Below are 26,114 nucleotides of genomic sequence, written 5' to 3' on the forward strand. Positions count from 1 at the left end.
CACAGGCCGCGTCGCGATCAGCAGCAAGGGGCCGGCCGGCCCTCCGGTGGAAGGGGCCACCGGGTGACGTGAAGGTGGTCAGAGACGGTGCGCGGGCTCGTGAACAGGGTCCCCCGATCCCGTGCGGGCAGACAGCTCCCGGCCGGGCGGCGGGTCGCCGTCCTCGTCGTCTCCGCGCTCGTCGCCGCCCTCGGCGGCACGGTGGTCCTGCCGGCCGCCGCCCTCGCCGCGACCCCGGCCACCACCGCGGTCGCCGCGACGGTCCCGCAGTCCGCTCCCGCTGCCCAGGCCGCTCCCGCTGCGCAGCCCGCCGCGTCCCGCCCCGGCGCCCTCGCCGCCGCCGTGTCACCCGCCTACACGCTCGCGGTGGCCGCCAACCCCACCTCGCTGCCCTACGAGGGCGGGTCGGTCACCTACACCTACACGCTGGTCAACACCGGTGACACGAGGCTGTACTTCCAGTCGGCCACCGACAGCGTCTGCCCGGCCGTGTCGTACGTGTCCGGCGGCTCGACCGCCGGGGTCGACAACACGCGGGTCTTCGACGCCGGCCAGACCCTCGTCTTCCGCTGCACGACCACCGTCACCGCGACCACGACGAACACCGCGAGCTTCTCCTTCGGCTACGGCAGCTTCTGCCCGGTGCAGTGCGACGGCTCGCTGCCCCGCACCGCCCAGGCCACGGTGACCGTCCAGCAGCCGATCACCCCCTGCTCGACGATCTGGTACGGCTCGGTCGGCTCCTCGACCTCGGCGCCCGGCACCTACGGCAAGATCTTCCCGACTCCGGCCAGCGTCGTGGGGAACTTCAACCCGCCGGGGTCGACGGGCAACGTCAACAGCTCGGCGATCGCGATCAACCCCAAGGACCCGGACTTCCTCTACTACGCGCCACGCGGCACGGTCACCGCGGGGACGTTCGCCAACTCCCTCTACCGGATCGACCTCGCCACGCAGGTCCAGACCAAGGTCGCCGACGGAACGGCCAACCTCGAGTTCACGAGCAACCGGCTGGCCTTCGACGTCGACGGCCGGCTCTGGACGTTCAACAACGCAGGCCTGCTCTACTCGTGGACCGCGGCCGGGGGCTTCTCGGCCGGCAAGACACCGACGACGAGCAACGGGGTCGCGTTCTCCTCGCTGCAGTCGGGCGACATCGCCTTCGACGGCAACGGGACGATGTACGTGCTCGCCGCCGACGCCACGACCACCTACCTCTACCGGATCACGGCGGCCTCGCTCGCCACCGCGACCCCCAGCGCCCAGCTCGTCAACACCTTCGCCGCGCCGACCGTCGGCGCGTTCTACAACGGCTTGGCCTTCGCGGCCGACGGCACGCTCTACGCCACCTCGACGAACACCAGTACCTCGCAGTACGCCCTGTACAAGGTCGACCCCGACCTCGGGACGGTCACCCAGCAGTCGACCGGCACCAACCTGCGGATCGTCGGCGACCTCGCCTCGTGCGCCATCCCCAAGCCCGCGCTGCGCGTGACCAAGACGGTCTCGCCGAGCACCCCGGTCGCCGGCGGCGAGACGCTGACCTACACGGTCAAGGTCGACAACCTCGGCACCCTGTCGGCGCTCGCGACGACCGTGCAGGACGCGGTCCCGGCCAACACCACCTACGTGCGGAACTCGACGACCCTCAACGGCGCGGCCGTCGCCGACACCGGCAGCGCGCCGTTCTTCCCGTACTCCGCTGCGCGGGCAGTGAACTCGGCCGGCGTCAACAGCGGCATCGTGGCCAAGGGCGCGTCGGCAACCGTCACCTTCCGGGTCACCGTCAACGCCCTGACCGCCTCCGTGCGCTCGGTCTGCAACCAGGCCACGGTGACGGCCAGCGGCGTGACCACCACCCTGTCCGACGACCCGGGCGTCGCGGGCGCCGGCGACCCGACGTGCAACCTCGCGTACACCCCCGGCATCCAGGTGACCAAGGCCGCGAGCCCGACCACCGTCAACATCAGCGGGCCGGTCACGTACACGTACACCGTCATCAACACCGGGAACGAGCCGCTGCGCGCGGTCACCCTGGCCGACGACAAGGGAACGGTCAGCCAGACCCACACCGGTGACACCAACGCCGACAACCTGCTCCAGGTGGGGGAGTCGTGGGTCTACACGCTGACCCAGACGCTCTCGACGACGACGACCAACACGGCGACGGCCACCGGTACGGGCAACGTCAGCACGACGTCGACCTCCGACACCGACACCGCGACGGTCACCGTCACGAAGCCCACGCTCAACGTCGCCAAGACGGCGGGCGCGGTCACCGGCCCGGCCGGCGACGGCACCTACCGGGCGACCTACTCGGTGACGGTCGCCAACACCGGCAACGGTGCCGGCACCTACGGACCCCTCACCGACACACCGGCGTTCGCGGCCAACCTGCAGGCCACCGGGGCCTCGTGGTCCGGCCAGGCCACCGGCTCCGCGACGGGCGCGGGACCGTACTCCATCGGCGCCGCGGGCACGAGCATCGCCGCCGGGGCGACGCACACCTACACCGTCGTCGTGACCTTCCGGTACACCAACGGCACCCAGGCCACGGCCTGCGCCGGCCCCGGGACCGGCCTGTCCAACAGCGCCGCCCTGCCCGCGGGCCAGGAGGCCGGGGCCGCCGCCGACAACACCGCCTGCGCCACGCCCCCGGCACCGCCCGCCCCCGCGCTGACCCTCACCAAGAGCGCCGGCGCCCTCCAGGACCTCGATGCCAACGGCGCCGACGCCGGTGACCGCATCGTCTACTCGTTCGTCGTCCGCAACAGTGGCAACGTCGACCTCGACACCGTCGCGCTCACCGACGCGAAGGTCGGCGCTCCGGCCCTGACCTGCCCGGCGAGCACGCTGGCCGTCGGGGTCTCGATGACCTGCACCGCGGTGTCCCACATCGTGACCCAGGCCGATGTCGACTCCGGCGCGGTGAACAACACGGCCTCGGTCAGCGGCCGGGCGCCCAACGGCGTGACGACGACGGGCACCTCCTCGACGTCCACCCCGCTGCCCCCGGCCCCGCGGCTGTCGCTGACCAAGGCCGTCGCCGACGTGACCGACGTCAACACCAACGGGGTGACCGACCCGGGTGACCGCATCCGCTACACCTTCACGGTCACGAACACCGGCAACGTCACGCTGTCGACCCTCACCGTCACCGACGCCAAGCTCGGCCTGAGCGCCGTCGCCTGCACCACCGGCAGCCTCGCCCCCGGCGCCACCGCCACGTGCACGACGTCCCCGGTCTACACGGTGACCAGCGCCGACGTCACGGCCGGCGCGGTGACCAACACCGCCACCGCGGCCGCCAGCGCGATCACCGGCGGCTCGGTCACCTCGAACACCTCGGGCACCTCGACCCCGGTGGCCTCGGCCGCCTCGCTGGACGTGGTCAAGACCGCCGGAGCCCTGGGCCCCCTCGACCCCGAGACCGGCCGCTACACCGCCACGTACACGGTGCAGGTCGTCAACTCCGGGCAGACCCCCACCACGTACGGCGCCCTGACCGACACCCCGGCGTTCGGCCCCGGCCTCGTCGTCGAGGGCGCCTCGTGGACCGGCCCGACCACCGGGTCCTCCGCGACCACCGGACCCTTCACCCTCGCCCCGGCGGGCACGGCCATCGGGGGCACGACGTCCCAGACGTGGACCGTCACCGTGCGCCTGCACATGACGCGCACGACGGCCTCGACCGCCTGCGCGGGCCCCGGCTCCGGCCTGTACAACGCGGCCTCGCTGCCGGCAGGCCAGGAGGCGGGCGGCACCGCGAACAACTCCGCGTGCCTCGCACCGCCGACCCCGCCGGCCCCGGGCATCGACCTCGTGAAGACCGTGCTCGGCGTCCAGGACGTCAACGGCAACGGCCTCACCGACGCCGGTGACCGGATCACGTGGGGTTTCACGGTCCGCAACACCGGCACGATCGCCCTCGCCGGCGTCACGGTGAGCGACCCGCGCCTCGCGGCGGCCGGCATCACCGCCCCCTGCGCCGACCCCGCGCTGTCGGTGGGCGAGAGCACGGCGTGCCCGGTGTCCGGCCCGTACACGGTCACCGCGGCCGACGTCAGTGCCGGATCGGTCACCAACACGGCCACGGCCACCGGCACGCCGCCGTTCCTCCCGGCCGTCACCGACACCGACTCGACGACGACGCCGACCCAGACCGCCTCACTGGTCCTCACCAAGACGGCCGGCGCGGTCGTCGACGCGAACTCCAGCGGTCGCCAGGACGCGGGCGACACCGTCACCTACACGTTCTCGATCCGCAACACCGGGTCGACGGCGCTCAGTGACCTGCGCATCGGTGACGCCCGGCTCGGCCTGGCGTCGGTGCTGTGCTCCGCCGGCCCCCTCGCCCCCGGGGCCACGACCTCCTGCTCGCGCACCTACACGCTGACCCAGGCCGACGTCGACGGCGGCTCGGTGGTCAACACCGCCACCGCGACCGGCACGCCACCGAACGGAGCGACGCCGGTGAGCGGCACCTCGTCGGCCACGGTGACCATCGCGCCCTCGAACGCCCTCACCCTCACCAAGACCGCGTCGGGCATCGCCGACACCAACGGCGACGGACGCCCCTCGGCCGGTGACCGGATCACCTACGGCTTCTCGGTGCGCAACACCGGCTCGACGACCCTCACGGCCGTGACCGTCACCGACGCCAAGCTCGGTCTCTCCGCGGCCCCGTGCGTCGCGACCCTCGCCCCCGGAGCCACCGCCACCTGCTCCACGATCGTCGCCTACCCGATCACCCAGGCCGACGTCGACGCCGGCTCGGCGACCAACACCGCGTCGGCCACCGCGACCCCGCCGAGCGGCACCGCCCCCACCGCGACCTCGGGCACGACGACGCCCGTGACGACCGTGGCCGCCCTCTCGCTCACCAAGACGGCCGGTGCGGTCGCCGACACCAACGGCAGCGGCCGCCAGGACGCCGGCGACCGGGTCACCTACTCGTTCACCGTGACCAACACCTCGAACGTCACGCTCGGCAACATCACGGTCACCGACGCCAAGCTCGGCCCGGTCACCTGCGTCCGCACCACGTTGACCCCGGGCCAGTCGACCACCTGCTCCGCCGCCGCCTACGTCCTCACCCAGGCCGACCTCGACGCGGGACGGGTCGACAACACCGCCGGGGTCACCGGCACGACGCCGGCCGGCGCGACCACCACGGCGAGCGCCTCGGCCGTCGTCACCCTCGTCCCGACCCGCTCGGTGGCCCTCGTCAAGGTCAGCGACCCGGTGCAGGACCTCGACGGCAACGGCCCCGACGTCGGCGACACCATCGCGTACTCCTTCCGGGTGACCAACACCGGCAGCCAGAGCCTCACGGCGCTGACGGTCAGCGACGCCAAGCTCGGGCTCACCGGGTCGGCCTGTGTCGCAGGGCCGCTGGCCCCGGGTGCGACCGCCACCTGTGCCGCGCCCGCGCCGTACGTGCTGACCCAGGCCGATGTCGACGCCGGCTGGGTCGAGAACACCGCGACCGTCGACGGCACGGCCCCGAGCGGCCCGGTGACGGCGACCGACACCGAGCGCCGGGCGTTCGCGCCGACCTCGACCGTGTCGCTGCGCAAGGTCGCGGGAGCGGTCACCGACCTCGACGCCAACGGCCAGGACGCCGGCGACACCGTCGCCTACACCTTCGAGGTGACGAACACCGGCGCCAGCACCCTGCGCGACGGCGTGGTCATCGACCCGAAGCTCGGGCTCGCGGCCTTCACCTGCGCCCCCGGCCCGATCGCCCCCGGGCAGACGGTCAGCTGCGTGGCGCCGCGCGACTACGTGCTGACCCAGGCCGACGTCGACGCCGGGGGCCTGACCAACACCGCCTCCGCGACGGCCACGACCCCGAGCGGCGGCACCACGCCCGTCGCGACGAGCACGGCGACCCGGGCGGTCACCCCGACGAACTCGATCGTCCTCACGAAGACGGCCGGCGCGGTGGTCGACGTCGACGACAACGGCCCGGACGCCGGCGACACGGTCACCTACTCGTTCACGGTGCGCAACACCGGCGGTGCGACGCTCGACGACATCCGCCTCGACGACGCGAGGCTTGGCCTGTCGAACAGCGTCTGCGCCGCCGGCCCCCTGGCCCCCGGCGCGACCACGTCCTGCCCGTCGGCGACCTACACACTGACCCAGGCCGACCTCGACTCCGGCCAGGTCGTCAACACCGCCACCGCCTCGGCCACGCCGCGCTCCGGTGCCCGGCCGACGGCCTCGGCCAGCGCGGTCCGCGACGTCGACCAGCTCGCCGCCCTGACGGTGACGAAGACCGCGGGCGCCGTCACCGACGCGAACGGCAGCGGCCGCCAGGACGCGGGCGACACGGTCGCGTACTCGTTCCGGGTGACCAACACCTCGAACGTCACCCTCACCCTCGTGCGCATCAGCGACGCGATGCTCGGCCTGTCCGGCGAGGTCTGCGGCACCGGCACGCTCGCCCCGGGCGCCTCGACCACCTGCTCGGGCTACGTGTTCACCCTGACCCAGGCCGAGGTCGACGCCGGCCGCGTCCAGAACACGGTGACGGCCTCCGGGCGCACCCCCGGCGGCGCCACCGTGACCGCCACCTCGACGGCCCTGCGCGACGTCACGCCGCCGAGCTCGGTCACCGCGACGAAGACCGCCGGTGCGGTCGTCGACGCGAACGGCTCGGGTCGGCAGGACGCCGGCGACACCGTCACCTACACGTTCACGCTGCGCAACACCGGCGCGACGACGCTCACCGCGCCGCGGGTCACCGACGCTCGGCTCGGCGTCGTCGACTACGCCTGCGGCGCAGGGCCGGTCGCGCCGGGCGGCACCGTCACGTGCACGGCGCCGGCGTACACGCTGACCCAGGCCGACCTCAACGCCGGACGGGTCGACAACTCGGCCACGGCCGCGGCGACCTCACCCACGGGCGGCACCGTCTCGGCGACCGCGGCGGCGACCCGCACCCTGACCCCTGCCCCGGCGGTCGAGCTGACCAAGCGGGCCTCGGCGGTCGCCGACCTCGACGGCAACGGGGCGGACGCCGGCGACACCGTCACGTACTCGTTCGCCGTCCAGAACACCGGCAACGTCTCGCTCACCGACGTGCGGCTCGACGACGCGAAGCTCGGCCTCGCCGGTGTCGTCTGCGTGAGCGGCCCGCTGGCACCCGGCGCCTCCTCCGACTGCACGGCGACCCGCACCTACACGCTGACCCAGGCCGACGTCGACGCGGGCGCGGTCTCCAACACGGCCACCGCGACGGCCACGGGCGCGTCCGGGGGAACCGTCACCGGCCAGTCGAGCACGACGACGACGCTGACCACCGTCGCGGCCGTCGCCCTGACCAAGACGGCGGGGGCGGTGCTCGACGCCAACGCCGACGGCCGGCAGAGCGCCGGCGACACGGTCGCCTACACCTTCACCGTCCGCAACGTCTCGACCGTCACGCTCACCGGCGTCACCGTGACCGATGCCCGGCTGGGCACCGTCACCTGCGCCGCGACCACCCTGGCCCCGGGCGCGAGCACCACGTGCACGGCCGCGCCGTACCGCCTGACCCAGGGCGACCTCGATGCCGGCACGGTCGTCAACACCGCGTCGGCGAGCGCCCTCGACCCGCGGGCACCCCGGCCACCGCGTCGGCCTCGGCCACGGTGACGCTCAGCCCGCCGAGCACCCTGGCCCTCGACAAGACCGCGTCCGACGTCGCCGACCTCGACGGCAACGGCACCGACGCGGGCGACACCATCACCTACTCGTTCTCGGTGACCAACACCGGCAGCGTCACCGTCAGCAACGTCGTCGTCAACGACAACAAGCTGCGGCTCACCGGCTACCTCTGCGCGGCGGGCCCGGTGGCGCCGGGGCAGACCGTGTCGTGCACCGCGCCGCCGTTCGTCCTGGCCCAGGGTGACGTCGACTCGGCACTGGTCGAGAACGTCGCCACCGTCACCGGCACCACCCCGGGTGGCGGCACCAGCACGCCGCCGGGCCAGGACTCGGTGCTCACCCCGCTGGCCCCCACCTCGGCGCTGCTGCTGCTCAAGGCCGGCGGCGAGCTGCGCGACGCCAACGACGACGGCCTGCCGAGCGACGGCGACGAGGTCACCTACACCTTCACCGTCACCAACACCGGGGCGACGACGCTGCGCGACATCCGCGTCACCGACGAGAAGCTCGGGCTCAAGGACTACCTCTGCAGCCCGGGCCCGGTCGCGCCCGGCGCCAGCGTCACCTGCCAGGGTCCGCGGCCGTACGTCCTCACCCAGGAGGACGTCGACTCCGGGTCGATCGTCAACACCGCCACCGCCACCGGCCGCCCGCAGGTCGGCGTCCCGGTCAGCGACTCCGACACCGCCACCACCCCGGTCGACCAGGTCGCGGCGATCTCCCTCGACAAGGGCATCGGCGGCGTCACCGACACCAACGGCAGCGGCCGGGTGGACGCCGGCGACCGGGTGACGTTCACCTTCACGGTGACCAACTCGGCGGCCGTCACGCTGACCGACCTGCGGATCAGCGACCCGCTGGTGGGTGTGGTCACCTGCGCCCCGACGACCCTCGGGCCGGGGGAGCAGGCGACGTGCACGGCGCCGGCCGTCACCATCACCCAGGCCGAGGCCGACGGCGGCGCCCTCACCAACACCGCCACGGCCACGGCCACCGAACCGGGCGGCGACCCCGTCGCGAGCTCCGACACCGTCGTCCTGCCCATCGCCCAGGTCGACGCGATGCAGCTGGACAAGGTCGCCGGCGCGGTCCTCGACACCAACACCTCGGGCACCGTCGACGCCGGCGACACCGTCACCTACACGTTCTCGGTGCTCAACACCGGGACGACGACGCTGCGCAGCGTGCTCGTCGACGACGCGCGCCTCGGCCTCACCGGGTTCTCCTGCGCCGGGTCCACCCCCCTGGTCCCCGGCTCGACCCGGTCGTGCACCAGCCCGGCGTACACCCTGACCCAGGCCGACCTCGACGCCGGACGCGTGCTCAACACGGCCACTGCCCGGGCCACGGGCTCGGCCGGCACGGCCACCGCGCAGGACGACGCGACCCTGGTCCTGTCGAGCAGCGGCGGCATCGAGCTGACGAAGACCGCCTCGGCCGTGGCGGACACCAACGCCGACGGGCGCGTCGACGCGGGCGACACGGTGACCTACGGCTTCACCGTGCGCAACGCCTCGACCGTGACCCTGACCGACGTCTCGTTCAGCGACCCGTTCCTCGGTGTCGTCGCCGAGCGGTGCGGTCCCGCGACCCTGGCGCCCGGGGCGTCGGCCACCTGCACGCGCCCCCACGTCCTCACGCAGGCCGACCTCGACGCCGGCACCGTCGACAACACGGCGACCGCCCGCGGCGTGCGCCCGGACGCGTCGGTGGCCACCGACACCTCGAGCGCGCGGGTCGCCGTCGGGGGGTCGGCCCAGCTGGCCCTGACCAAGACCGCCTCCGGTGTCCTCGACGCCGACGGCAACGGGCCCGACGCCGGCGACACGGTCACCTACTCGTTCAGCGTCCGCAACCTCGGGTCGACGAGCCTCACCGACGTCCGCGTCACCGACCCCCGCACCGGCACGAGCGGGGCGCTGTGCACGGCGGGTCCGGTGGCCCCCGGGGCGACGGTGACCTGCGCGAGCACGGCGACCTACACGCTGACCCAGGCCGACGTCGACGCCGGCGCGGTCGCCAACACGGCGACGGCGACGGCCACCCCGCCGTACGGCACCCCGCCGACCGCGACGAGCTCGACCCTCACGCCCGTCGACAGCGTGGCGTCGGTCGCCCTCGACAAGCGCGGCTCGGCCCCGGAGGACACCGACGGCTCGGGCGCGGTGAGTGCCGGCGACACCGTGCGCTGGACGTTCACGGTGACGAACACGACGACCGTGACCCTGACGGCGGTGCGCGTCGAGGACCCGCTGGCCGGTGAGGTCACCTGCCCCGACACCACGCTCGCGCCGGGCGCCTCCACCGTGTGCACCGCCGCCGGCCACCGGCTGACCCAGTCCGAGGTGGATGCCGGACGCGTCGACAACACGGCGACCGTCCGCGCCGAGGACCCGCGCCACACCGTCGTCACCGCCACCGACGTCGAGTCGGTCACCTGGTCGGCGCCGTCCGGCCTGTCGCTCACCAAGACCGCCGGACCCGTGGTCGACGCCAACGGCTCGGGGCGCGAGGGCGTCGGCGACACCGTCACCTACACGTTCGCCGTCCGCAACACCGGTGCGACGACGCTCACGGGCGTCACCGTCGACGACGCCCGGATCGGTGTCTCGGGGCTGGCCTGCGGCGCCACCGTGGCCCCGGGCGCCACCGCGTCCTGCTCGGTCACCTACACGCTGACCCAGGCCGACGTCGACGCCGGCCGGATCGACAACACGGCGACCGCCTCGGCCACCGACCCCCGGGGTGACGGGGTCGCCGACGACGACGCGGCCTCCGTGACCATCCGCCCGACGACGTCGGTCGAGCTGACCAAGACGGCCTCGGCGGTCACCGACGTCGACGGCAACGGACCCGACGCCGGCGACACCGTCGAGTACACGTTCTCGGTGCGCAACACCGGGTCCGCGACGCTGACCCGGGTCACGGTCGACGACCCGCTCCTCGGTCTCGACGGCGAGGTCTGCACGACGACGCCGCTCGGCCCCTTCACGGTGCAGCCCTGCGCCGGCTCCTACGTCCACGTCCTCACCCAGGCCGAGGTCGACGCCGGCGCGGTGTCGAACACCGCGACGGCCACGGGGACGAGCACCGTGGGGGCCACCGCCACCGACGACGCCACCGCCACCGTGCCGGTCGACACCCTCGCCGTGCTCCGGCTGGACAAGGCCGTGCTCGGCGTCGCCGACACCGACGGCGACGGCCGCCGTGACGCCGGCGACACCGTCACCTACGGCTTCACGGTCACCAACACCTCGACCGTCACGCTCAGCGCGGTCACGGTGGAGGACAGCCGGATCGCCCGGGCCCAGAGCAGCTGCGGGGCGGCCGTCCTCGCCCCCGGTGCCAGCACGTCGTGCACCGCGACCTACGTGCTGACCCAGGCCGACGTCGACGCCGACCGGGTCGACAACACGGCCACGGCCCGGGCCGCGACCCCGCGGGGCGCCACGGTCAGCGACGACGACACGGCCTCGGTGGTCGTCGGTGGGCCCTCCGGGGTCGAGCTGACGAAGACGGCCGGCGCCGTCGTCGACGCCAACGGCTCGGGCCGCCAGGACGCCGGCGACACCGTCGAGTACACCTTCTCGGTCCGCAACACCGGCGCCGTCAGCCTCACCGACCTCCGCCTCGACGACCCGGTGGCCGGCCTGTCCGGGGCCCTGTGCGCCGGCGGGCCGCTGCTGCCGGGGGCCACGACCGCCTGCGCCGTCCGCGGTTCCCACGTCCTCACGCAGGGCGAGGTCGACGCGGGCGTCGTCGACAACACCGCCGTCGTCTCGGCCGCGGCCGCGACTGGGGGTCGCGTCACCGACAGCGACCAGGCAACCCGCGCGGTCGCCACGACCCCGCTCGTCGACCTCGTCAAGGAGGGCTCGGCCGTCGTCGACGGCGACGGCAACGGGCCGGACGCGGGCGACACCGTGACGTGGACCTTCACGGTGACGAACACCGGGGCCCCGACGCTCACCGGGGTCACCGTCTCCGACCCGCGGATCGGGGTCGACGCCCTGCCCTGTGCCGCGTCGCTCGCGCCCGGTGCCGTGGTCCGCTGCAGCGCGACGTACGCGCTCTCGCAGGACGACGTCGACGCCGGCACGGTCGAGAACGCGGCCGTCGTCACCGGCACCGACGCGCTCGGCCGGACCGCGACCGACACCGCGCGGGCCTCGGTGGCGGTCGACAACCTCGCCCAGGTCACGCTCGACAAGACGGCCGGCGACCCGACCGTCGCGCAGGGGGCCGACCCCGAGCGGGTCGACGCCGGCGACACCGTCACCTACCGCTTCCTCGTCCGCAACACCTCGAACGTCACGCTGCGCGGCGTCGTCGTCGGCGACCCCCTCGTCGGCGCCGTCACCTGCCCCGACACCACCCTGGCGCCGGGGGCGTCCACGACCTGCACGGCCGCGGCCCACGTCCTCACCCAGGACGACCTCGACCGCGGCGCCGTCGACAACCGTGCCGAGGTGACGGCCACCGGTCCGCAGGGTGTCGTCACCGCCGCCGACGTCGTCAGCGTGCCGCTGCCGCAGGCGAGCGGCCTCGTCCTCGTCAAGGAGTCCGGCGGCGTCACCGACGCCGACGCGAGCGGCCGGGTCGACGCCGGCGACACCATCGCCTACGCGTTCCGGGTGACGAACACGGGCACCACCCGGCTCGACCCGGTGCGCGTCGACGACCCGAGGCTGGGCATCACCGGGCTCCCGTGCGGCACGGGCCCGCTCGAGCCCGGCACGACCCGCACGTGCAGCGGCCCCGTCCTCACCCTGACGCAGGCCGACCTCGACTCGGGTGCGGTGACGAACACCGCGACGGCCACCGGCACCGACCCCGCCGGCCGCGCCGTCACCGACGACGACGCGACGACGACCCGCCTCGACGGCCCGCCCGGGGTCACCCTCGCGAAGTCCGCCGGCCCGGTGCGCGACACGAACGGCAGCGGCCGCCAGGACGCCGGCGACACCGTCACGTACACGTTCACCGTGACCAACTCGGGGGCCGTGACCCTCTCCGACGTCAGCGTGCGCGACGAGGTCGTCGGCACGACGGCCATCCCGTGCGCCGCGACGCTCGCGCCCGGGGCGTCGGCCACGTGCACCGCCGACCTCGTGCTCACGCAGGAGGAGGTCGACCGCGGCCGGGTCGACAACACCGCCGTCGCGACCGGCACGACGCCCACCGGGCGCTCGGTCTCCGACGACGCGTCGGCCTCCGTCGTGCTCGCCACGGCACCCGGCCTCGACCTGACGAAGGTCGCGTCGGCGATCGCCGACCTCGACGGCAACGGCGCCGACGCGGGCGACACCATCACCTACACCTTCGGCGTCCGGAACACCGGCACCACCCGGCTCTCGTCGGTCCGGATCACCGACGCGATGCTCGGCCTCGACGGGGCCACGTGCACGGCCGGCCCGCTCCTGCCCGGGCAGTCGGTCGGCTGCGACACCGCGTACGTGCACACCCTGACCCAGGCCGACGTCGACGCCGGCTCGGTCGCGAACACCGCGACGGCGACGGCCACGACGCCGACGGGGACGGCCCCGACCGACAGCTCGTCGACCGTCACGCCGCTCGACCGGGTCGCGCAGCTGCGGCTCGACAAGACCGTCGGGGCCGTCGTCGACGCGAACGGGAGCGGGCGCCCCGACGCCGGCGACACGGTGACCTACGGCTTCACGATCACCAACACCGCGAACGTCACGCTCACGGCGGTGGACCTCACCGACGCCCGGCTCGGCCTCGAGGACGCGCTGTGCGGCACGGCCACCTTGGCCCCGGGCGCCTCGACCGCGTGCACGAGCGACCCGTACGTGCTGACCCAGGCCGACGTCGACGCCGGCCGGGTCGACAACACGGCGACGGCCACCGCGATCGGCCCGGACGGCACACCGACCCGCGCCGACGCCTCCGCCACCCTGCGCGTGCCGGTCACGAACGGGATGTCGCTCGTCAAGACCGCCGGAACGCCGACCACGGACCGCGGGCTCGACCCGACGACCACCGACGCCGGTGACGTCGTCGAGTACTCGTTCCGGGTGACCAACACCGGCACCCAGACCCTCGCCCTGCTCACCGTCGCCGACCCGCGCATCGGCCTCACGGCCCTGCGCTGCGTCGCGACCCTCTCGCCCGGTGAGTCGGTCGTCTGCTCCGGCAGCTACACGCTCACCCAGACCGACCTCGACCGGGGCGGGGTCACCAACAGCGCCACGGCGTCCGGGTTCACCCCCGACGGCGAGGAGATCACCGCGCCGGCCGACAGCGTCGACCTCCCGGTCGACGGCCGCAACGCCCTGGCCCTGACGAAGACGGCGTCGGCCATCTCCGACGTCGACGGCAACGGGGCCGACGCCGGCGACACCATCGAGTACTCGTTCGTCGTGCGCAACGACGGGACGACGACGCTGCGCGACGTGCGGCTCACCGACCCCCTGCTGGGCCTCGACGCCGCGGCCTGCTCGGCCGGTCCGCTGGCCCCGGGGCGAGCCTGCCCTGCGACCGGACCTGGACCTACACCCTGACGCAGGACGACGTCGACGCCGGCGCGGTGTCGAACACCGCGACCGCCGCCGCCGTCCCGCCGGCCGGGACAGCCCCGAGCGCCTCGTCCTCGACCACGACGCCGATGACGACGCTGGCCCGGCTGACGCTGGTGAAGTCGGCCTCCGCGGTCGTCGACGCGAACGGTGACGGTGTCGACTCCGCCGGGGACACGGTCACGTACGCCTTCACGGTGCGGAACGTCTCCAACGTCACCGTGCGGGTCATCCAGGTGGCCGACCCGAACCTCGACGACATCCGGTGCGCCGCCATCACGCTGCGTCCGGGCGACGAGACCACCTGCAGCGCACCGGCCTACGAGCTGACCCAGGCCGACGTCGACGCCGGGCGCGTGGACAACACCGCGACGGCCGTCGGGCTCGACCCGCAGGACGTCGAGACGACGGCCAGTGACACGGTGACGACGCGGCTCTCGCCGTCCGGCAGCCTGCGGCTCGACAAGACCGCCGGTGCGGTCGTCGACGCCAACGGCTCGGGCCGCACCGACGCCGGCGACACCGTCACCTACCGGCTCGCCGTGACCAACACCGGCTCGACCCGCCTCACCGACGTCGCCGTCGACGACTCCCGCCTCGGCCTCACCGGCCTGCGCTGCGGCACGGGGGCGCTCGACCCCGGAGCCACCGTCGCCTGCCCGCCGACGACCTACGTGCTGACCCAGTCCGACGTCGACACCGGTGAGGTCGCCAACACGGCCACCGGCACCGCGCGCACGCCGGCCGGCGACCCGGTCACCGACGACGACACGGCCACCGTGCCCGTCGCCGGGCCGTCGTCCGTGCGCCTCGACAAGTCGGTGTCGGCCGTCGACGACGTCGACGGTGACGGCCGGCCGAGCGCCGGCGACCGGCTCACCTACACGTTCGTCGTCACCAACACCGGCACGACGACCCTCACCTCGCCCGCGGTCACCGACCCCCTCCTCGGGCTCGACGGGTTCGTCTGTGCCGCAGGGCCGCTCGCCCCGCGGGCCAGCGTCACCTGCGAGGCCCCCGCCCCGTACCGGCTGACGGCCGCCGACATCGACGCCGGCAGGGTCGACAACACCGCGACCGTCGAGGCCGGGACGCCGTCCGGTGGCACGGTCGGCGACGACGCGAGCGCCACGGCGACGCTCGACCGCGTCGCGCAGGTGCGGCTCGTCAAGACCGCCGGAGACGTCGTCGACACCAACCGCTCCGGGCGCGTCGACGCCGGTGACACGGTCGGCTTCCTGCTCCGGGTCGAGAACACCTCCAACGTCACGCTCACCGGCGTGTCCGTGTCCGACCCCCTGCTCGGCACGGTCACCTGTGCGGCCACGACCCTGGCCGCCGGCGCCTCGACCACCTGCACGGCCGCCGACCACACCCTCACCCAGGCCGACGTCGACGCGGGGCGCGTCGACAACACGGCGCGGGTCACGGCGTCGAGCCCGGTCGCGGTCGTGTCCGACGACGACTCGGTGCGGGTGACCCTCGACGGCGTGGCCGCGGTGTCGCTCACCAAGACCGCTGGCGCCGTGGTCGACGGTGACGCCAACGGCGTCGACGCCGGCGACACGGTCACGTGGAGCCTGGCCGTGACCAACCGGGGCACCGTGACCCTCGACCCGGTCGTCGTCGACGACCCGCTGCTCGGCCTCACCGGGTTCGCCTGCGGTGCAGGCGGCCTCGCACCCGGGGAGACGCGCACCTGCGTGCCGCCGGCCTACGCGCTGACCCAGGCCGACGTCGACGCCGGCACGGTGACCAACACCGCGACGGCCATCGGCACGCCCCCCGTCGGCGACCCGGTGCAGGCCACCGACTCGGCCACCGCCGACCTCGCGCCGGCCGGCGCCCTGACCCTCGTCAAGGCCGTCGTCGGTGTCGCCGACACCAACGGCTCCGGCCGCGACGACGCGGGGGACACCGTCACCTACCGCTTCACGGTGACGAACACCGGCGCGACCACGGTCTCCGGCCTCGTCCTCGACGACGCCCGCCTCGGGCTGGTCGGCGTCACGTGCGGCGACACCTCGCTCGCGCCGGGCGTCGCCACCTCGTGCGAGCGCGACCACGTCCTGACCCAGGGCGACGTCGACGCCGGGCGGGTCGACAACGTCGCCGCCGTCCGCGGCACCGACAGCCGTGGCGCCGCACTGCGCGCCGAGGACGCCGCGACCGTGGTCCTGGCGCCGGCCGCGTCGGTCGAGCTGACCAAGACCGCCTCCGGGGTCCGGGACACGAACGACGACGGTCGGGTGTCGGCCGGCGACGAGGTCGAGTTCGCCTTCACCGTCCGCAACACCGGCGACGTGTCGCTGAGCGACCTCGTCGTCGACGACCCGCGGGTGGGTGCCACGGGGCTGCCCTGCACGGCCGGACCCCTCGCACCGGGCGCCACCGCGGCCTGCACCGGCACGGTGACCTACGTCCTCACCGGCTCCGACCTCGACGCGGGGGCGGTGCTCAACACGGCGACGGTCACCGGGGTGGCCGGCAGCGGCGGCACGGTGACCGACGACGCGTCGGCGGTCGTCCGGCTCGACCGGCTGGCCGCCCTGGAGCTGACGAAGACGGCGGGCGCGGTGGTCGACGCCAACCGCTCCGGACGTGCCGACGCCGGCGACACCGTTGGGTACACCTTCGTCGTCCGCAACACCGGGACGACGACGCTCGACGGGCTCGAGGTCGAGGACCCGCTCGTCGGAACCGTCCGCTGCCCGGTCGCCACGCTCGTCGCCGGCGCGTCCACCACGTGCACCGCCGACCCGTACGTCCTGACCCAGGCCGACGTCGACGCCGGCCGCGTCGACAACACGGCGACGGCGCGCGCCACCGACCCGGACGACGCGCCGGTCTCGGCCGTCGACACCGCGACCGTCGAGCTCGACGCGGCAGCCGGCATCGCCCTCGAGAAGTCGGCGGGCGCGGTCGTCGACGCCAACGACTCGGGCCGGCCGGACGCCGGCGACACGGTGACCTACACGTTCACCGTGACGAACACCGGCACGACCTCGCTCGTCGGGGTCGCCGTCGATGACGAGCGCCTCGGCCTCACTGCGCTGGCCTGTGGCACAGGGCCCCTCGCGCCCGGGGCCGACCGTGAGTGCACCGCCACCTACACGGTGACCCAGGCCGACCTCGACGCCGGGCGGGTCGACAACACGGCCACCGCGTCGGGCACCTCGGGCGGTCCGAGCGGCCCCCGCGTCGCCGCGACCGACGCCGTCACGGTCACGCTGGCCGGCGTCGCGGCCCTCGACCTGGTGAAGACGGGAACGCTCGACGACACGGACGGCGACGGCGTGGCCTCGGCCGGCGAGACCATCCGCTACGGCTTCCGCGTGACGAACACCGGCACCGTCACGCTCACCGGCGTGGCGGTCTCCGACCCGCGCCTCGGCGGTGCCGTCACCTGCCCCGACACCGCCCTGGCGCCCGGCGCCTCGCTCGACTGCTCGGTGCTCGCCTACGTCGTGACCCCGGCCGACGCGGCCACCGGGTCGATCCGCAACGTCGCGGTCGCGACGGCCGTCAGCGACGCCGCCGGCGTCCCGGACCCGGCGCCGAGCGAGAGCGTGGCCGTCGTCGAGACCCGTCCGTCCGCCGGCATCGAGCTGGCCAAGACCGCCCGCCTGCTCGACGAGGACGGTGACGGCCGCGCCGACGCCGGCGAGCGCATCGAGTACACGTTCTCGGTCCGCAACACCGGGCAGACGCCGCTCACCGACATCCGCCTCACCGACCCGATGCTCGGCCTCGCGGGTGCCCTGTGCACGGCCGGTCCGCTGGCCCCCGGTGCGACGCAGGCCTGCCCGGGCCTGACGCGCACGCACGTCGTGACGGCGGCCGAGGTGCGCACCGGCCGGGTCGTCAACCGCGCCGGTGTCGCGGCCACCGACCCGTACGACGACGTCGTGTCCGGAGCCGACTCCGCGGTCGTCGCGGCCGTTGACGGCGCGGTGCCGCCGCCGGCCGGCGGCGGGGGACCCCTGGCCCAGACGGGCGTCGAGCTGATGCGCGGCGTGGGGCTGGGCCTCCTGCTCGTGCTCGCCGGCCTGCTCGCCGTGCTCGGCTCCCGGCGCCGTGGGACCCGGGGCGCGTCCGGCCGCCGGGCGTGATGGACTGATGACCCCAACGAGAGGACGCACGTCGTGACACCCAGGACGCGGGCCACCGCCGCCCTGACCACCCTCCTGCTCGCCGCCGGTGTCGCCGGCTGCTCCGGCGACGGCGCCGAGCCGACCCCCACCGGCAGCGGGGCCCAGCAGACCGTCACCGCGGCGCCGCCGACGAACCAGCCCGCGGGGGCGATCAAGGAGCTGAGCAAGGTCCGCTGCGAGCGCAAGGGCAAGGACTGGTCGTTCTCGGCGACGCTGACCAACGCGGGCTCGGAGAAGACCACGTACACCGTGCTCGTCGCGGTCGCCAAGCGCGAGGGCGGCACGGTCGTCGGCAGCAAGACGCTGACCAAGACGCTCGACGCCGGCGACAGCGCGACCCTCGAGGCCGAGGACTTCTACTCGGGCGACGACAAGGCCGCCGACGTGCAGTGCGTCCCGTCGGCCACCAAGGCCAAGGCCGGCTGATCCCGACGGGGCCGCCGGCCGGGGGTTCCACCCGCGGAGGGCCCCCGGTCCGTCCTCCCCGGTGACGGGCACGGCGGACGGCGACGGGAGTTGGGGCCGGTGGCGGAGCGGGAGCAGTTCGACGAGTACGTGCGGACCCGGTGGGTGCCGCTCGTGCGCACGGCCGCCCTGCTCACCGGAGACCGCCACTCCGCCGAGGACCTCGCCCAGGAGGCGCTCGTCCGCGCCGCCCGGCACTCGCACCGGGTCGACATCGGGACGGCCGACGCCTACGTCCGGCGCATCCTCTACACCCGCTCGATCGACGTGTGGCGCTGGCGGAGGCACCAGCCGGACCCCGTCGAACCCCCCGCCGAGCGCCCCGGGGCCGGTGACGCGGCCACCGACGCCGACACCCGACTCACCCTCGAGGCCGCCCTGCGTCGGCTGACCCCGCGCCAGCGGGCGGTCCTCGTCGTGCGCTTCTACGAGGACCGCACCGAGGTGCAGACCGCCCAGCTGCTCGGCTGCTCGGTGAGCACCGTCAAGTCCCAGACCCGCCACGCCCTGGGCCGCCTGCGCGAGCTGGCCCCGGAGCTGGCGGCGACCTTCGGCCGCGAGGAGGTACCCCGGTGAACGAGTACGGCACCCTGACCCGGCAGCTGGAGGGCCTGTCCGTGGGGATCGTCGGGGAGGACCAGCAGGTCCCCGAGCCGGTGCCCCTGTGGCGCGACGGTCTGCGCCTGCGCCGGCGCGAGCGCGGCACGGCGGTGGCGGTGCTCCTCGTCGCCGCGGCTCTCGTCGCCGTCGGCACCCTCCCCGTGGGCGGCCGGCCGTCGACGCTGCCCGCCACCGGCCCCGACGGCCTGCCGACGTCCTTCCCGGCGCGGGTCGCGATGCCGGCCGACCCCGTGCGCACCGCCGCGCCCGGCGTGACGGCCCTCGCACTGCCGGCCGAGCGCGACGGCCGACGCGTGGTGTGGACGGTGGGGCCGACCGGCGCGGTCCACGAGCTCGTGGCCGACTCGAGCATGCTCGACGGGGGTGTGCCCGGCGTGTCACAGGAGGTCTCCCTCTCGCCGGACGGTCGCCGGCTGGCGGGGAGCGGGGCGGTGCAGGACCTCGTGTCCGGGCGGGTGACCGACGTCGACCTCGCAACCACCGTGCCGCTGACGGAGATCGGTTCGGTGGGCCGGCCGTGGTGGAGCCCGGACTCACGCCGCGTGTACCTCCCCCGAGAGGCCACCACGCCTCCGTCGGCCGGCGTGGTCCTCGACGCGGACTCCGGTGCCGTCTCGGTGGTCCCGGCACCGGAGGGTGGCCCGTCTGTCGTGCAGGCGGGCTGGCGCGACGCCTCGACCCTCGTCGCGGTGTGGCAGACCGGCCCCGACACCCGCCAGGTGCACACGTGGACCGTCGGCGACGAGGCGTGGCGCGAAGGACCTTCCATCACGTGGCCGGGGCCCACCACGGACACGGAGTCGTCCGCGGCGGTGTCCCCGGACGGCCGGAGCATCGTGCTGCTGGACCTGGGGGTCGACGACACCTCCGGCCCGCGCACACGCGCCCGGGTCTTCGACCTCGCGACGGGATCGCCCGAAGGCTCCGCCGCGGACTGGGCCGGATGGGGCTGCCGGCCGGTCTGGCGCGCCGGCAGGCCCGTAGTCACCGACGACCTGGCGTTCCGACCCGTCGGCGGGGACGGGGGCCCGCTCGTCCGGGTCTCCTCCGAGCTCGGCACGGACGGCTGCCCGGCGGCAGCGGGGACAGCCTCCGCGGGAGCCCCGCCGAGGACTCGGCGCTGGTCTGGGCCGAGCGGGCCCGGACCTGGGGAGGTCTGCTCGGGGTGCTCCTGGCCCTGGGCGTCGTGGTCTGGTGGAGCGGGCGCCGGCGGGGCTGGAAGAGACCGGTCGGGCGGCTGCCGTTTGTCTACCAGGTCGGGGGGCGGTGACCGGAGGCGCGGCTGCCCGTCCGGGCGTTCCGTCGGCCACCAAGGCCGCCGCCGGCTGATCCCGGCCTCGCCGAGAGGAGGCAACACGCAGGCGCCGCGGGCGCACCCTCTGCGTGTTGCCTCCTCTCGATGGGCGCGGCGGCACCGCTCCCTGACCGGGCGTCAGTGGGCGCGGGCATACTGGTGGATCGTGTCCGCCGACCCCGTGACGACCCCGTCCGCCACTGCCCGCATCCCCCGGGAGATCTGGGTCCTCATCGCGGCGGCGTTCGTCATCGCCCTGGGTTTCGGGCTCATCACGCCGGTCCTCCCGCAGTTCGCGCAGAGCTTCGGGGTCGGCGCGACGGCGAGCAGCATCGTCGTCAGCGCCTTCGCCTTCATGCGCCTGTGCTTCGCCCCGCGGGTGGCCGGCTCATCGCCCGCCTCGGCGAGCGGCCGATCTACCTCGCGGGCCTGGTCATCGTCGCGTTCTCCACGGGGGCCACGGCCTTCGCGGGGTCGTACTGGCAGCTGGTCGTCTTCCGGGGCTGGGCGGCATCGGCTCGGTGATGTTCACCGTGTCCGCGGTCGCGCTCATCGTGCGGCTCGCGCCGCCGTCCATCCGGGCCCGCGTCTCGTCGGCCTACGCCTCGGCCTTCCTCATCGGCGGGGTCGGCGGCCCCGTCGTCGGCGGCCTGCTCGGCGGGCTCAGCCTCCGGGTGCCGTTCATCGTGTACTCCGTGGCCCTGCTGCTCGCCGCCACGATCGTGTTCGTCTTTCTCAAGGACGCCTCGCTCCGCCCCAAGCCGGGCGACCCCGTCCTGCCCGTGATGACGGTGCGCGACGGCTGGCGCGACGGCGCCTACCGGGCGTCGATCGCCTCCGCCTTCGCCAACGGCTGGGCCAACTTCGGGGTGCGCAACGCGATCCTCCCGCTCTTCGCGGCGGCCGTCATCGTCGACCAGAGCCTCGACCAGGCGACGCGCGAGACCCACCAGGCGCTCGTCGCCGGCACCGCCCTCGCGGTCTTCGCGGCCGGCAACGCCGTCGGCCTGACCTTCGCCGGTCGCACCTCGGACCGCATCGGGCGCAAGCCGTACATCCTGGGCGGCCTCGTGGTCTCCGGGCTCGCGACCGCGGCCACCGGGCTCGCCACGAACCTGCCCGGCCTGATCGCCTTCTCGGTCGTGGCGGGCATCGGTGCGGGAAGCCTCAACCCGGCCCTGCAGGCGTCACTGGCCGACGTGGTGGGTCGCGAGCGCAACGGGGGGCCGGCCCTCGCGGCGTTCCAGATGTCGAGCGACACCGGGGCGATCATCGGCCCGGTCCTCGCCGGCCTGCTCGTCGACCGGGGCAGCTTCGGGCTGGCGTTCGCGGCCACCGGCGTTATCACCCTGCTCGCCGCGATCCCGTGGCTGCGGGCCCGCGAGACCCACCCCGTGCGCCACGCCGGGACCGCCTGACCTCTCCCGCCGGGTCGAGGTGAAGACCGACCGGGATCTGGTCGGGTTGCACCTCGAACCGAGCCCGGCAGCGGCCGGACGCGGAACCCGGGCGGCGGCCGGCGCTGCCTCACCTAGCCGCTGGCCTCGGTCGCACGCGGGAGCGGAGGCAGTCGCACCCCGCGGCGCGTGAGCATCGTGCCCGCGAGTGTCCCCGCGACGCCCGCACCCAGGACGAGGGCGGCAGCGAGGAGCCACGGGGGACCCGACGCCGGGGCCCGGGACACCGTGTCCGCCGCCGCCGCCGCCGCCACCGTCGGCGGCGGGACGGCCGCCGGCCCCGATGTCGGCCCGCCCGAGCCGGCCGGGGACGTCCCGAGGACGCCCAGCCCGGTCAGGGTGGCGACGAGGTCGTCCGCACGAGCCGGCTGGGACCAGGTCGGCGTTCGCGCGAAGGGATCCTCGCCCGTGACGTCGACGAAGGTCTCCACCCAGACGTCCCCATCCACGACGTGCACCGTGTCGATGCGCCAGGGGCTGATGTCGTGGATCAGCCACACCAGCCGGACCGACACCTCCGAGGTGGCGACCTGTGCGGGCGGACTGGCGGTCCCCGCAGGCGCGCTCCCCTCGCCGAGGACCGACTGGAGCTCGGAGTAGGCGGGACTGCCGGTGAGCGCGGCAGCCGACCGGCCGCTCCCGTAGTTGGTCACGAGGACCGACGTCGGACCTCCGGCGGCCGCGGACGGCACACCGAGGACGCACGAGCCCGCGACGAGGGTCAGGACGAGGACCAGGAACCTGCGCATGTCGTGCCTCCGTGGGGCTGTCGTGGTGCCGGTGATACACCGCCCACGCCCCGTCGGTTCACGGTCCGACCTCAGGGGACGGACTCCGCGACCGCCCTGGCCTCCTCGAGACTCTCCGGGCCCTCGAGGCGGTAGGTGAGCCCGTTCCCCGCCCCGTCACCACCGACCCAGACGAGGGTGGGACCGGCGACCCGTGGCGCGCTGGCCACCGTCGCCCCGCTGCGGTCGGTCCACTCGATGAGGTGCGGTGCCGCGAACCACACGGCCTCCCTCCCGGACACGTCGGTCGGGGTCACCGCCTGCCACACGCTCTTGAGGTAGCCGAAGGACAGGCTCCCGTCGAACACGTCGAGCCGGGTCGAGCCGGCGCCGGTGCCCCACGTCAGCTCGACGACGCGCTCCTCCCGGGTCACCGCGATGGTCGTGGGCGGGCCCAGCGCACGAGGGGCGCGGATGTCGAAGCCCACCCGCCTCGAGGCCTCCTCCAGGGAGCGGACCACGGCACCGTCTGGTGTGGAGGGCAGGGTGGGGGACCCGACCGGTGGCGACGGGGCCTCTCGGACGACGACCCCGCCGATCCGGAAGAGGTCGAGCACGGCGGCACGGACGGGTGGCACGAGCACGAGAACCAGCATTGCCGCGACCACCGCGACGAGGGTGCGGCGCCGGGGTCGCGCAGCCGCGTGCGCCACAGCGGTGCCCGCTGCGGCGCGGCGGCCTCCTCCGCGATCCGACCCAGCACGCGATCGGCGAGGTCGGCAGCCGGTGGGTCGACCACGAGGGTCCGCCCGACGGCGACGAGCTCGGCCTCGAGGGGGTCGACCGGCTCGAGGGGGGGCGGTGTCTGGATCTGCTCAGGCATCGGGGAGCGCCTCTCGAAGTCGGGTCAGGCTCCGACGGAGCCGCGACTTGACGGTGCCGTTCGGGATCCCGAGGGTCGCCGCGGTCTCGGTCTCGGACAGCTCGAGCAGGTAGCGGCACGTCACGACCTCACGCAGCTCCTGCGGCAGCGCCCGGATCGCGCCGAGCAGCGCGGCGCGCCGTTCCTCGCCCACGGCCACCTCCGCCGGGTCCGAGCCGGTGGCGAGCCGGGCGTCGTCGCGCACGACACGTCGTTCGCGGTCGGACCGCCGGGACCGCCCACGGTGCAGGTTGCGGCTCTCGTGGACGACGATCCGCAGCAACCAGGGCCGGAACGAGGCGCCGTCGCGGAAGGACGAGAGGGCCCGGTAGGCCTTGACGAAGGCCTCCTGGACGACGTCGTCAGCGTCCGAGCCGGCCCCGGAGAGCACCGCCAGCCGCCTCGCCATCGGGGCATGCCTCGTGACCAGCTCTGCGAAGGCGGCCGTCTCCCCGGCACGGACGCGAGCCAGCACCATCGCCTCGTCGGCCGTCTCGATCGGTCCTCCCTCGCCGCTCGTGTCCATCCATCATCGCTCCTACACCGCCGACGTCCGAGGGGTTCTCGTGCCGGGGCGCCCGGTCGCATCCGGCGGCTGCGGAACCCGGGCGGCGCCGGGGGCGTTGACCACGGGCCGCCCACGACGACCCGGAGGTCCGCCATCACCGCTCCCACCGCCACCACGCCCTCCGCGACCACGCCCGCCCTCGAGGTCCTCGACGCCCAGGTCGAGACCCTCGCCCGCCTCGGCTACCCCGACCTCGCCGGGGAACCGGAGGCCGCCTTCCGCGCGCGCCTCGCCCCGCTGCGCGAGCTCGCGGCCGACCTCGGCGACCTGCCCGCCACCGCCGAGGGTCGCACCCCGCTCGTCCTCGTCGTGACCCGTGAGGTGGTCGACCCCGAGCGCACGGTGCCGCTCCTGCGCCTGGCCCCCGCGGCACCCGCCCGGGCATCCTCGACCGCAACCACGGCGAGGCCGGCCTGGCGCCGTACCGGCCGATCGAGCAGGTCGTCCTGCCGCGGCCCGATGCCTACCTGCTGCTCGACGTCGACCGCGGCGAGGAGTTCCGGGGCGTCCGCCCGGAGGAGGCGCTGCCCACGGTCCTCGGCCGCGGTCGCAGCCCCCTGACCATCGAGGAGGGCGTAGCGGTCGTCACGCACACGCCTGAGCTGCTCGAGAAGAACCGCTGCTTCATGCTGTCGGGCTCGCGGCGCGGCGACCGGCGGGTGCCGGCGATGTGGATCAGCGAGCGCGCACCGAAGCTCGGCTGGTGCTGGGACGGGAACCCGCACGACTGGCTCGGGGTCGCGTCGGCCGGCTCGCGACGCGGCTGAGGGCGTCGCCCGGCACGAGGAGGATGAGGGCCGCCGCGAGGCACAGCAGGGTCGAGCCGATGCCGACCGGCGAGGCCCACGTCCGCCCGGCGATGCCGGCGTCGGCCTGGAAGCCGCCGACCACCTCGAGCACCGCGAGGTAGGCCGCCCCGGAGACGTTGACCGCCGCCGCGAGCACCGCGCCCCACGGCCGACGGCGCCACAGCAGCACACCCGCGACGACGAAGACGGGGGCGAGCACGGCCATGTCGAGGGCGTAGACGAGGTGGACCGCCGACGGTGGCATCACGTCCTCCGGGAGGGCCCCGGTGAGGGCGAAGCGCAGCGACATCGAGCCCCAGCCAGCGAGCAGCGCCACCCCGACGAGGGTCGTGAACCCGGCAACGACCCGTGCCGCGCGGCCGCCGCGGACCCCGGAGGCCACGGCGCCGGCGTCGATGCTCGTGCCGAGGAGGGCCAGCGCCCACACCGACAGCGCGAGCGCCCCGACGTGGAGGAGGAAGACGCGGCTGAAGGCGGTGCCGAACGCGTAGTAGGCGAAGTTGTAGACGCCGTAGAAGACCAGCCCGAGCCAGACGGCCGTCGCGGCCGGTGAGGGGCGGCGCCGGCTCGCGACGAGCGCGACGGCCAGCGCCGGGGCCACGAGCACGAGCGTGACGAGGTCGTTCCCGCGCAGCGCCGCGACCGCCCAGGGCGCTTCGGGGTACAGGCCGTCGACGGCCAGCCCGAGGGCGGCCTGGACGAGCATGAGGGCGAGCACACCCCACGAGAGAACCGTCGCGGCGCGCAGCCGCGGACCGGCGACGAGCACCATCGGGGACCTCCTCGGGCGGGGCAGCACGACCCGCGGGTCCCTGCAGCCCGCGGGTGGCGTCCCCTGCAGTGCAACCGTAGGCGGCTCGAGCAGGGCTGCGGCCCAGGTGTTCCGGACCTCACACCTTCC

At 74.8% G+C, this 26,114-nt stretch carries 10 protein-coding genes and 1 pseudogene; 7 read left to right on the top strand and 4 right to left on the bottom strand.

Going from position 1 to position 26,114, the window contains the following annotated elements; all coding sequences use genetic code 11:
- Window positions 1–99 precede the first annotated feature (99 nt).
- From G7075_RS18290 to G7075_RS20455, 6 genes and pseudogenes are all read left to right on the top strand, one after another.
- Window positions 100–7,644 (top strand): DUF11 domain-containing protein, encoded by a 7,545-nt coding sequence (locus G7075_RS18290; RefSeq protein WP_166123892.1) that lies wholly within the window; start codon window positions 100–102, stop codon window positions 7,642–7,644.
- Complete coding sequence (locus tag G7075_RS18295; protein ID WP_166123893.1) at window positions 7,641–14,180, top strand: DUF11 domain-containing protein; 6,540 nt, start codon at window positions 7,641–7,643, stop codon at window positions 14,178–14,180. Before G7075_RS18290 ends, G7075_RS18295 begins: the two co-directional genes overlap by 4 nt.
- 26 nt (window positions 14,181–14,206) lie before the next feature.
- Entirely contained in the window at window positions 14,207–18,307 is a 4,101-nt protein-coding gene (locus G7075_RS18300; RefSeq protein ID WP_166123894.1) for a DUF11 domain-containing protein, read from the top strand.
- A gap of 33 nt (window positions 18,308–18,340) precedes the next feature.
- Complete coding sequence (locus G7075_RS18305) at window positions 18,341–18,775, top strand: hypothetical protein (protein ID WP_166123895.1); 435 nt, start codon at window positions 18,341–18,343, stop codon at window positions 18,773–18,775.
- Window positions 18,776–18,874: 99 nt separating this feature from the next.
- Complete coding sequence (locus G7075_RS18310) at window positions 18,875–19,390, top strand: SigE family RNA polymerase sigma factor (RefSeq protein ID WP_166123896.1); 516 nt, start codon at window positions 18,875–18,877, stop codon at window positions 19,388–19,390.
- A 1,505-nt stretch (window positions 19,391–20,895) separates the two neighbouring features.
- Window positions 20,896–22,147, top strand: a pseudogene (locus tag G7075_RS20455) (MFS transporter).
- A 113-nt stretch (window positions 22,148–22,260) separates the two neighbouring features.
- Here the strand turns inward: G7075_RS20455 and G7075_RS18320 are convergent.
- From G7075_RS18320 to G7075_RS18330, 3 genes are all read right to left on the bottom strand, one after another.
- A complete protein-coding gene (locus G7075_RS18320; RefSeq protein ID WP_166123897.1) occupies window positions 22,261–22,935 on the bottom strand; it encodes a hypothetical protein in 675 nt (224 codons plus the stop codon).
- A 71-nt stretch (window positions 22,936–23,006) separates the two neighbouring features.
- A complete protein-coding gene (locus G7075_RS18325) occupies window positions 23,007–23,582 on the bottom strand; it encodes a hypothetical protein (protein WP_166123898.1) in 576 nt (191 codons plus the stop codon).
- Window positions 23,583–23,789: 207 nt separating this feature from the next.
- A complete protein-coding gene (locus tag G7075_RS18330; protein ID WP_166123899.1) occupies window positions 23,790–24,362 on the bottom strand; it encodes an RNA polymerase sigma factor in 573 nt (190 codons plus the stop codon).
- Between the two features lie 455 nt (window positions 24,363–24,817).
- Here G7075_RS18330 and G7075_RS23160 point away from each other — a divergent pair, with 455 nt between their 5' ends.
- Window positions 24,818–25,171: a DUF5701 family protein gene (locus G7075_RS23160; RefSeq protein WP_371814260.1), complete on the top strand. Its 354-nt coding sequence runs from the start codon at window positions 24,818–24,820 to the stop codon at window positions 25,169–25,171.
- Here the strand turns inward: G7075_RS23160 and G7075_RS18335 are convergent.
- On the bottom strand, window positions 25,080–25,985 hold the full coding sequence (locus G7075_RS18335) for a hypothetical protein (RefSeq protein ID WP_166123900.1): 906 nt from the start codon (window positions 25,983–25,985) through the stop codon (window positions 25,080–25,082). The genes G7075_RS23160 and G7075_RS18335 overlap by 92 nt on opposite strands.
- Window positions 25,986–26,114: the final 129 nt, after the last annotated feature.

It is taken from the genome of Phycicoccus sp. HDW14 (assembly GCF_011383005.1).
Taxonomy (GTDB): Bacteria; Actinomycetota; Actinomycetes; order Actinomycetales; family Dermatophilaceae; genus Phycicoccus.

What these genes read in the sequence shown, in the direction of transcription:
- G7075_RS18320 (WP_166123897.1), bottom strand. Translation starts at nt 22,935, where the DNA reads ATGCGCAGGTTCCTGGTCCTCGTCCTGACCCTCGTCGCGGGCTCGTGC.
- G7075_RS18335 (WP_166123900.1), bottom strand. Translation starts at nt 25,985, where the DNA reads ATGGTGCTCGTCGCCGGTCCGCGGCTGCGCGCCGCGACGGTTCTCTCG.
- G7075_RS18330 (WP_166123899.1), bottom strand. Translation starts at nt 24,362, where the DNA reads ATGGACACGAGCGGCGAGGGAGGACCGATCGAGACGGCCGACGAGGCG.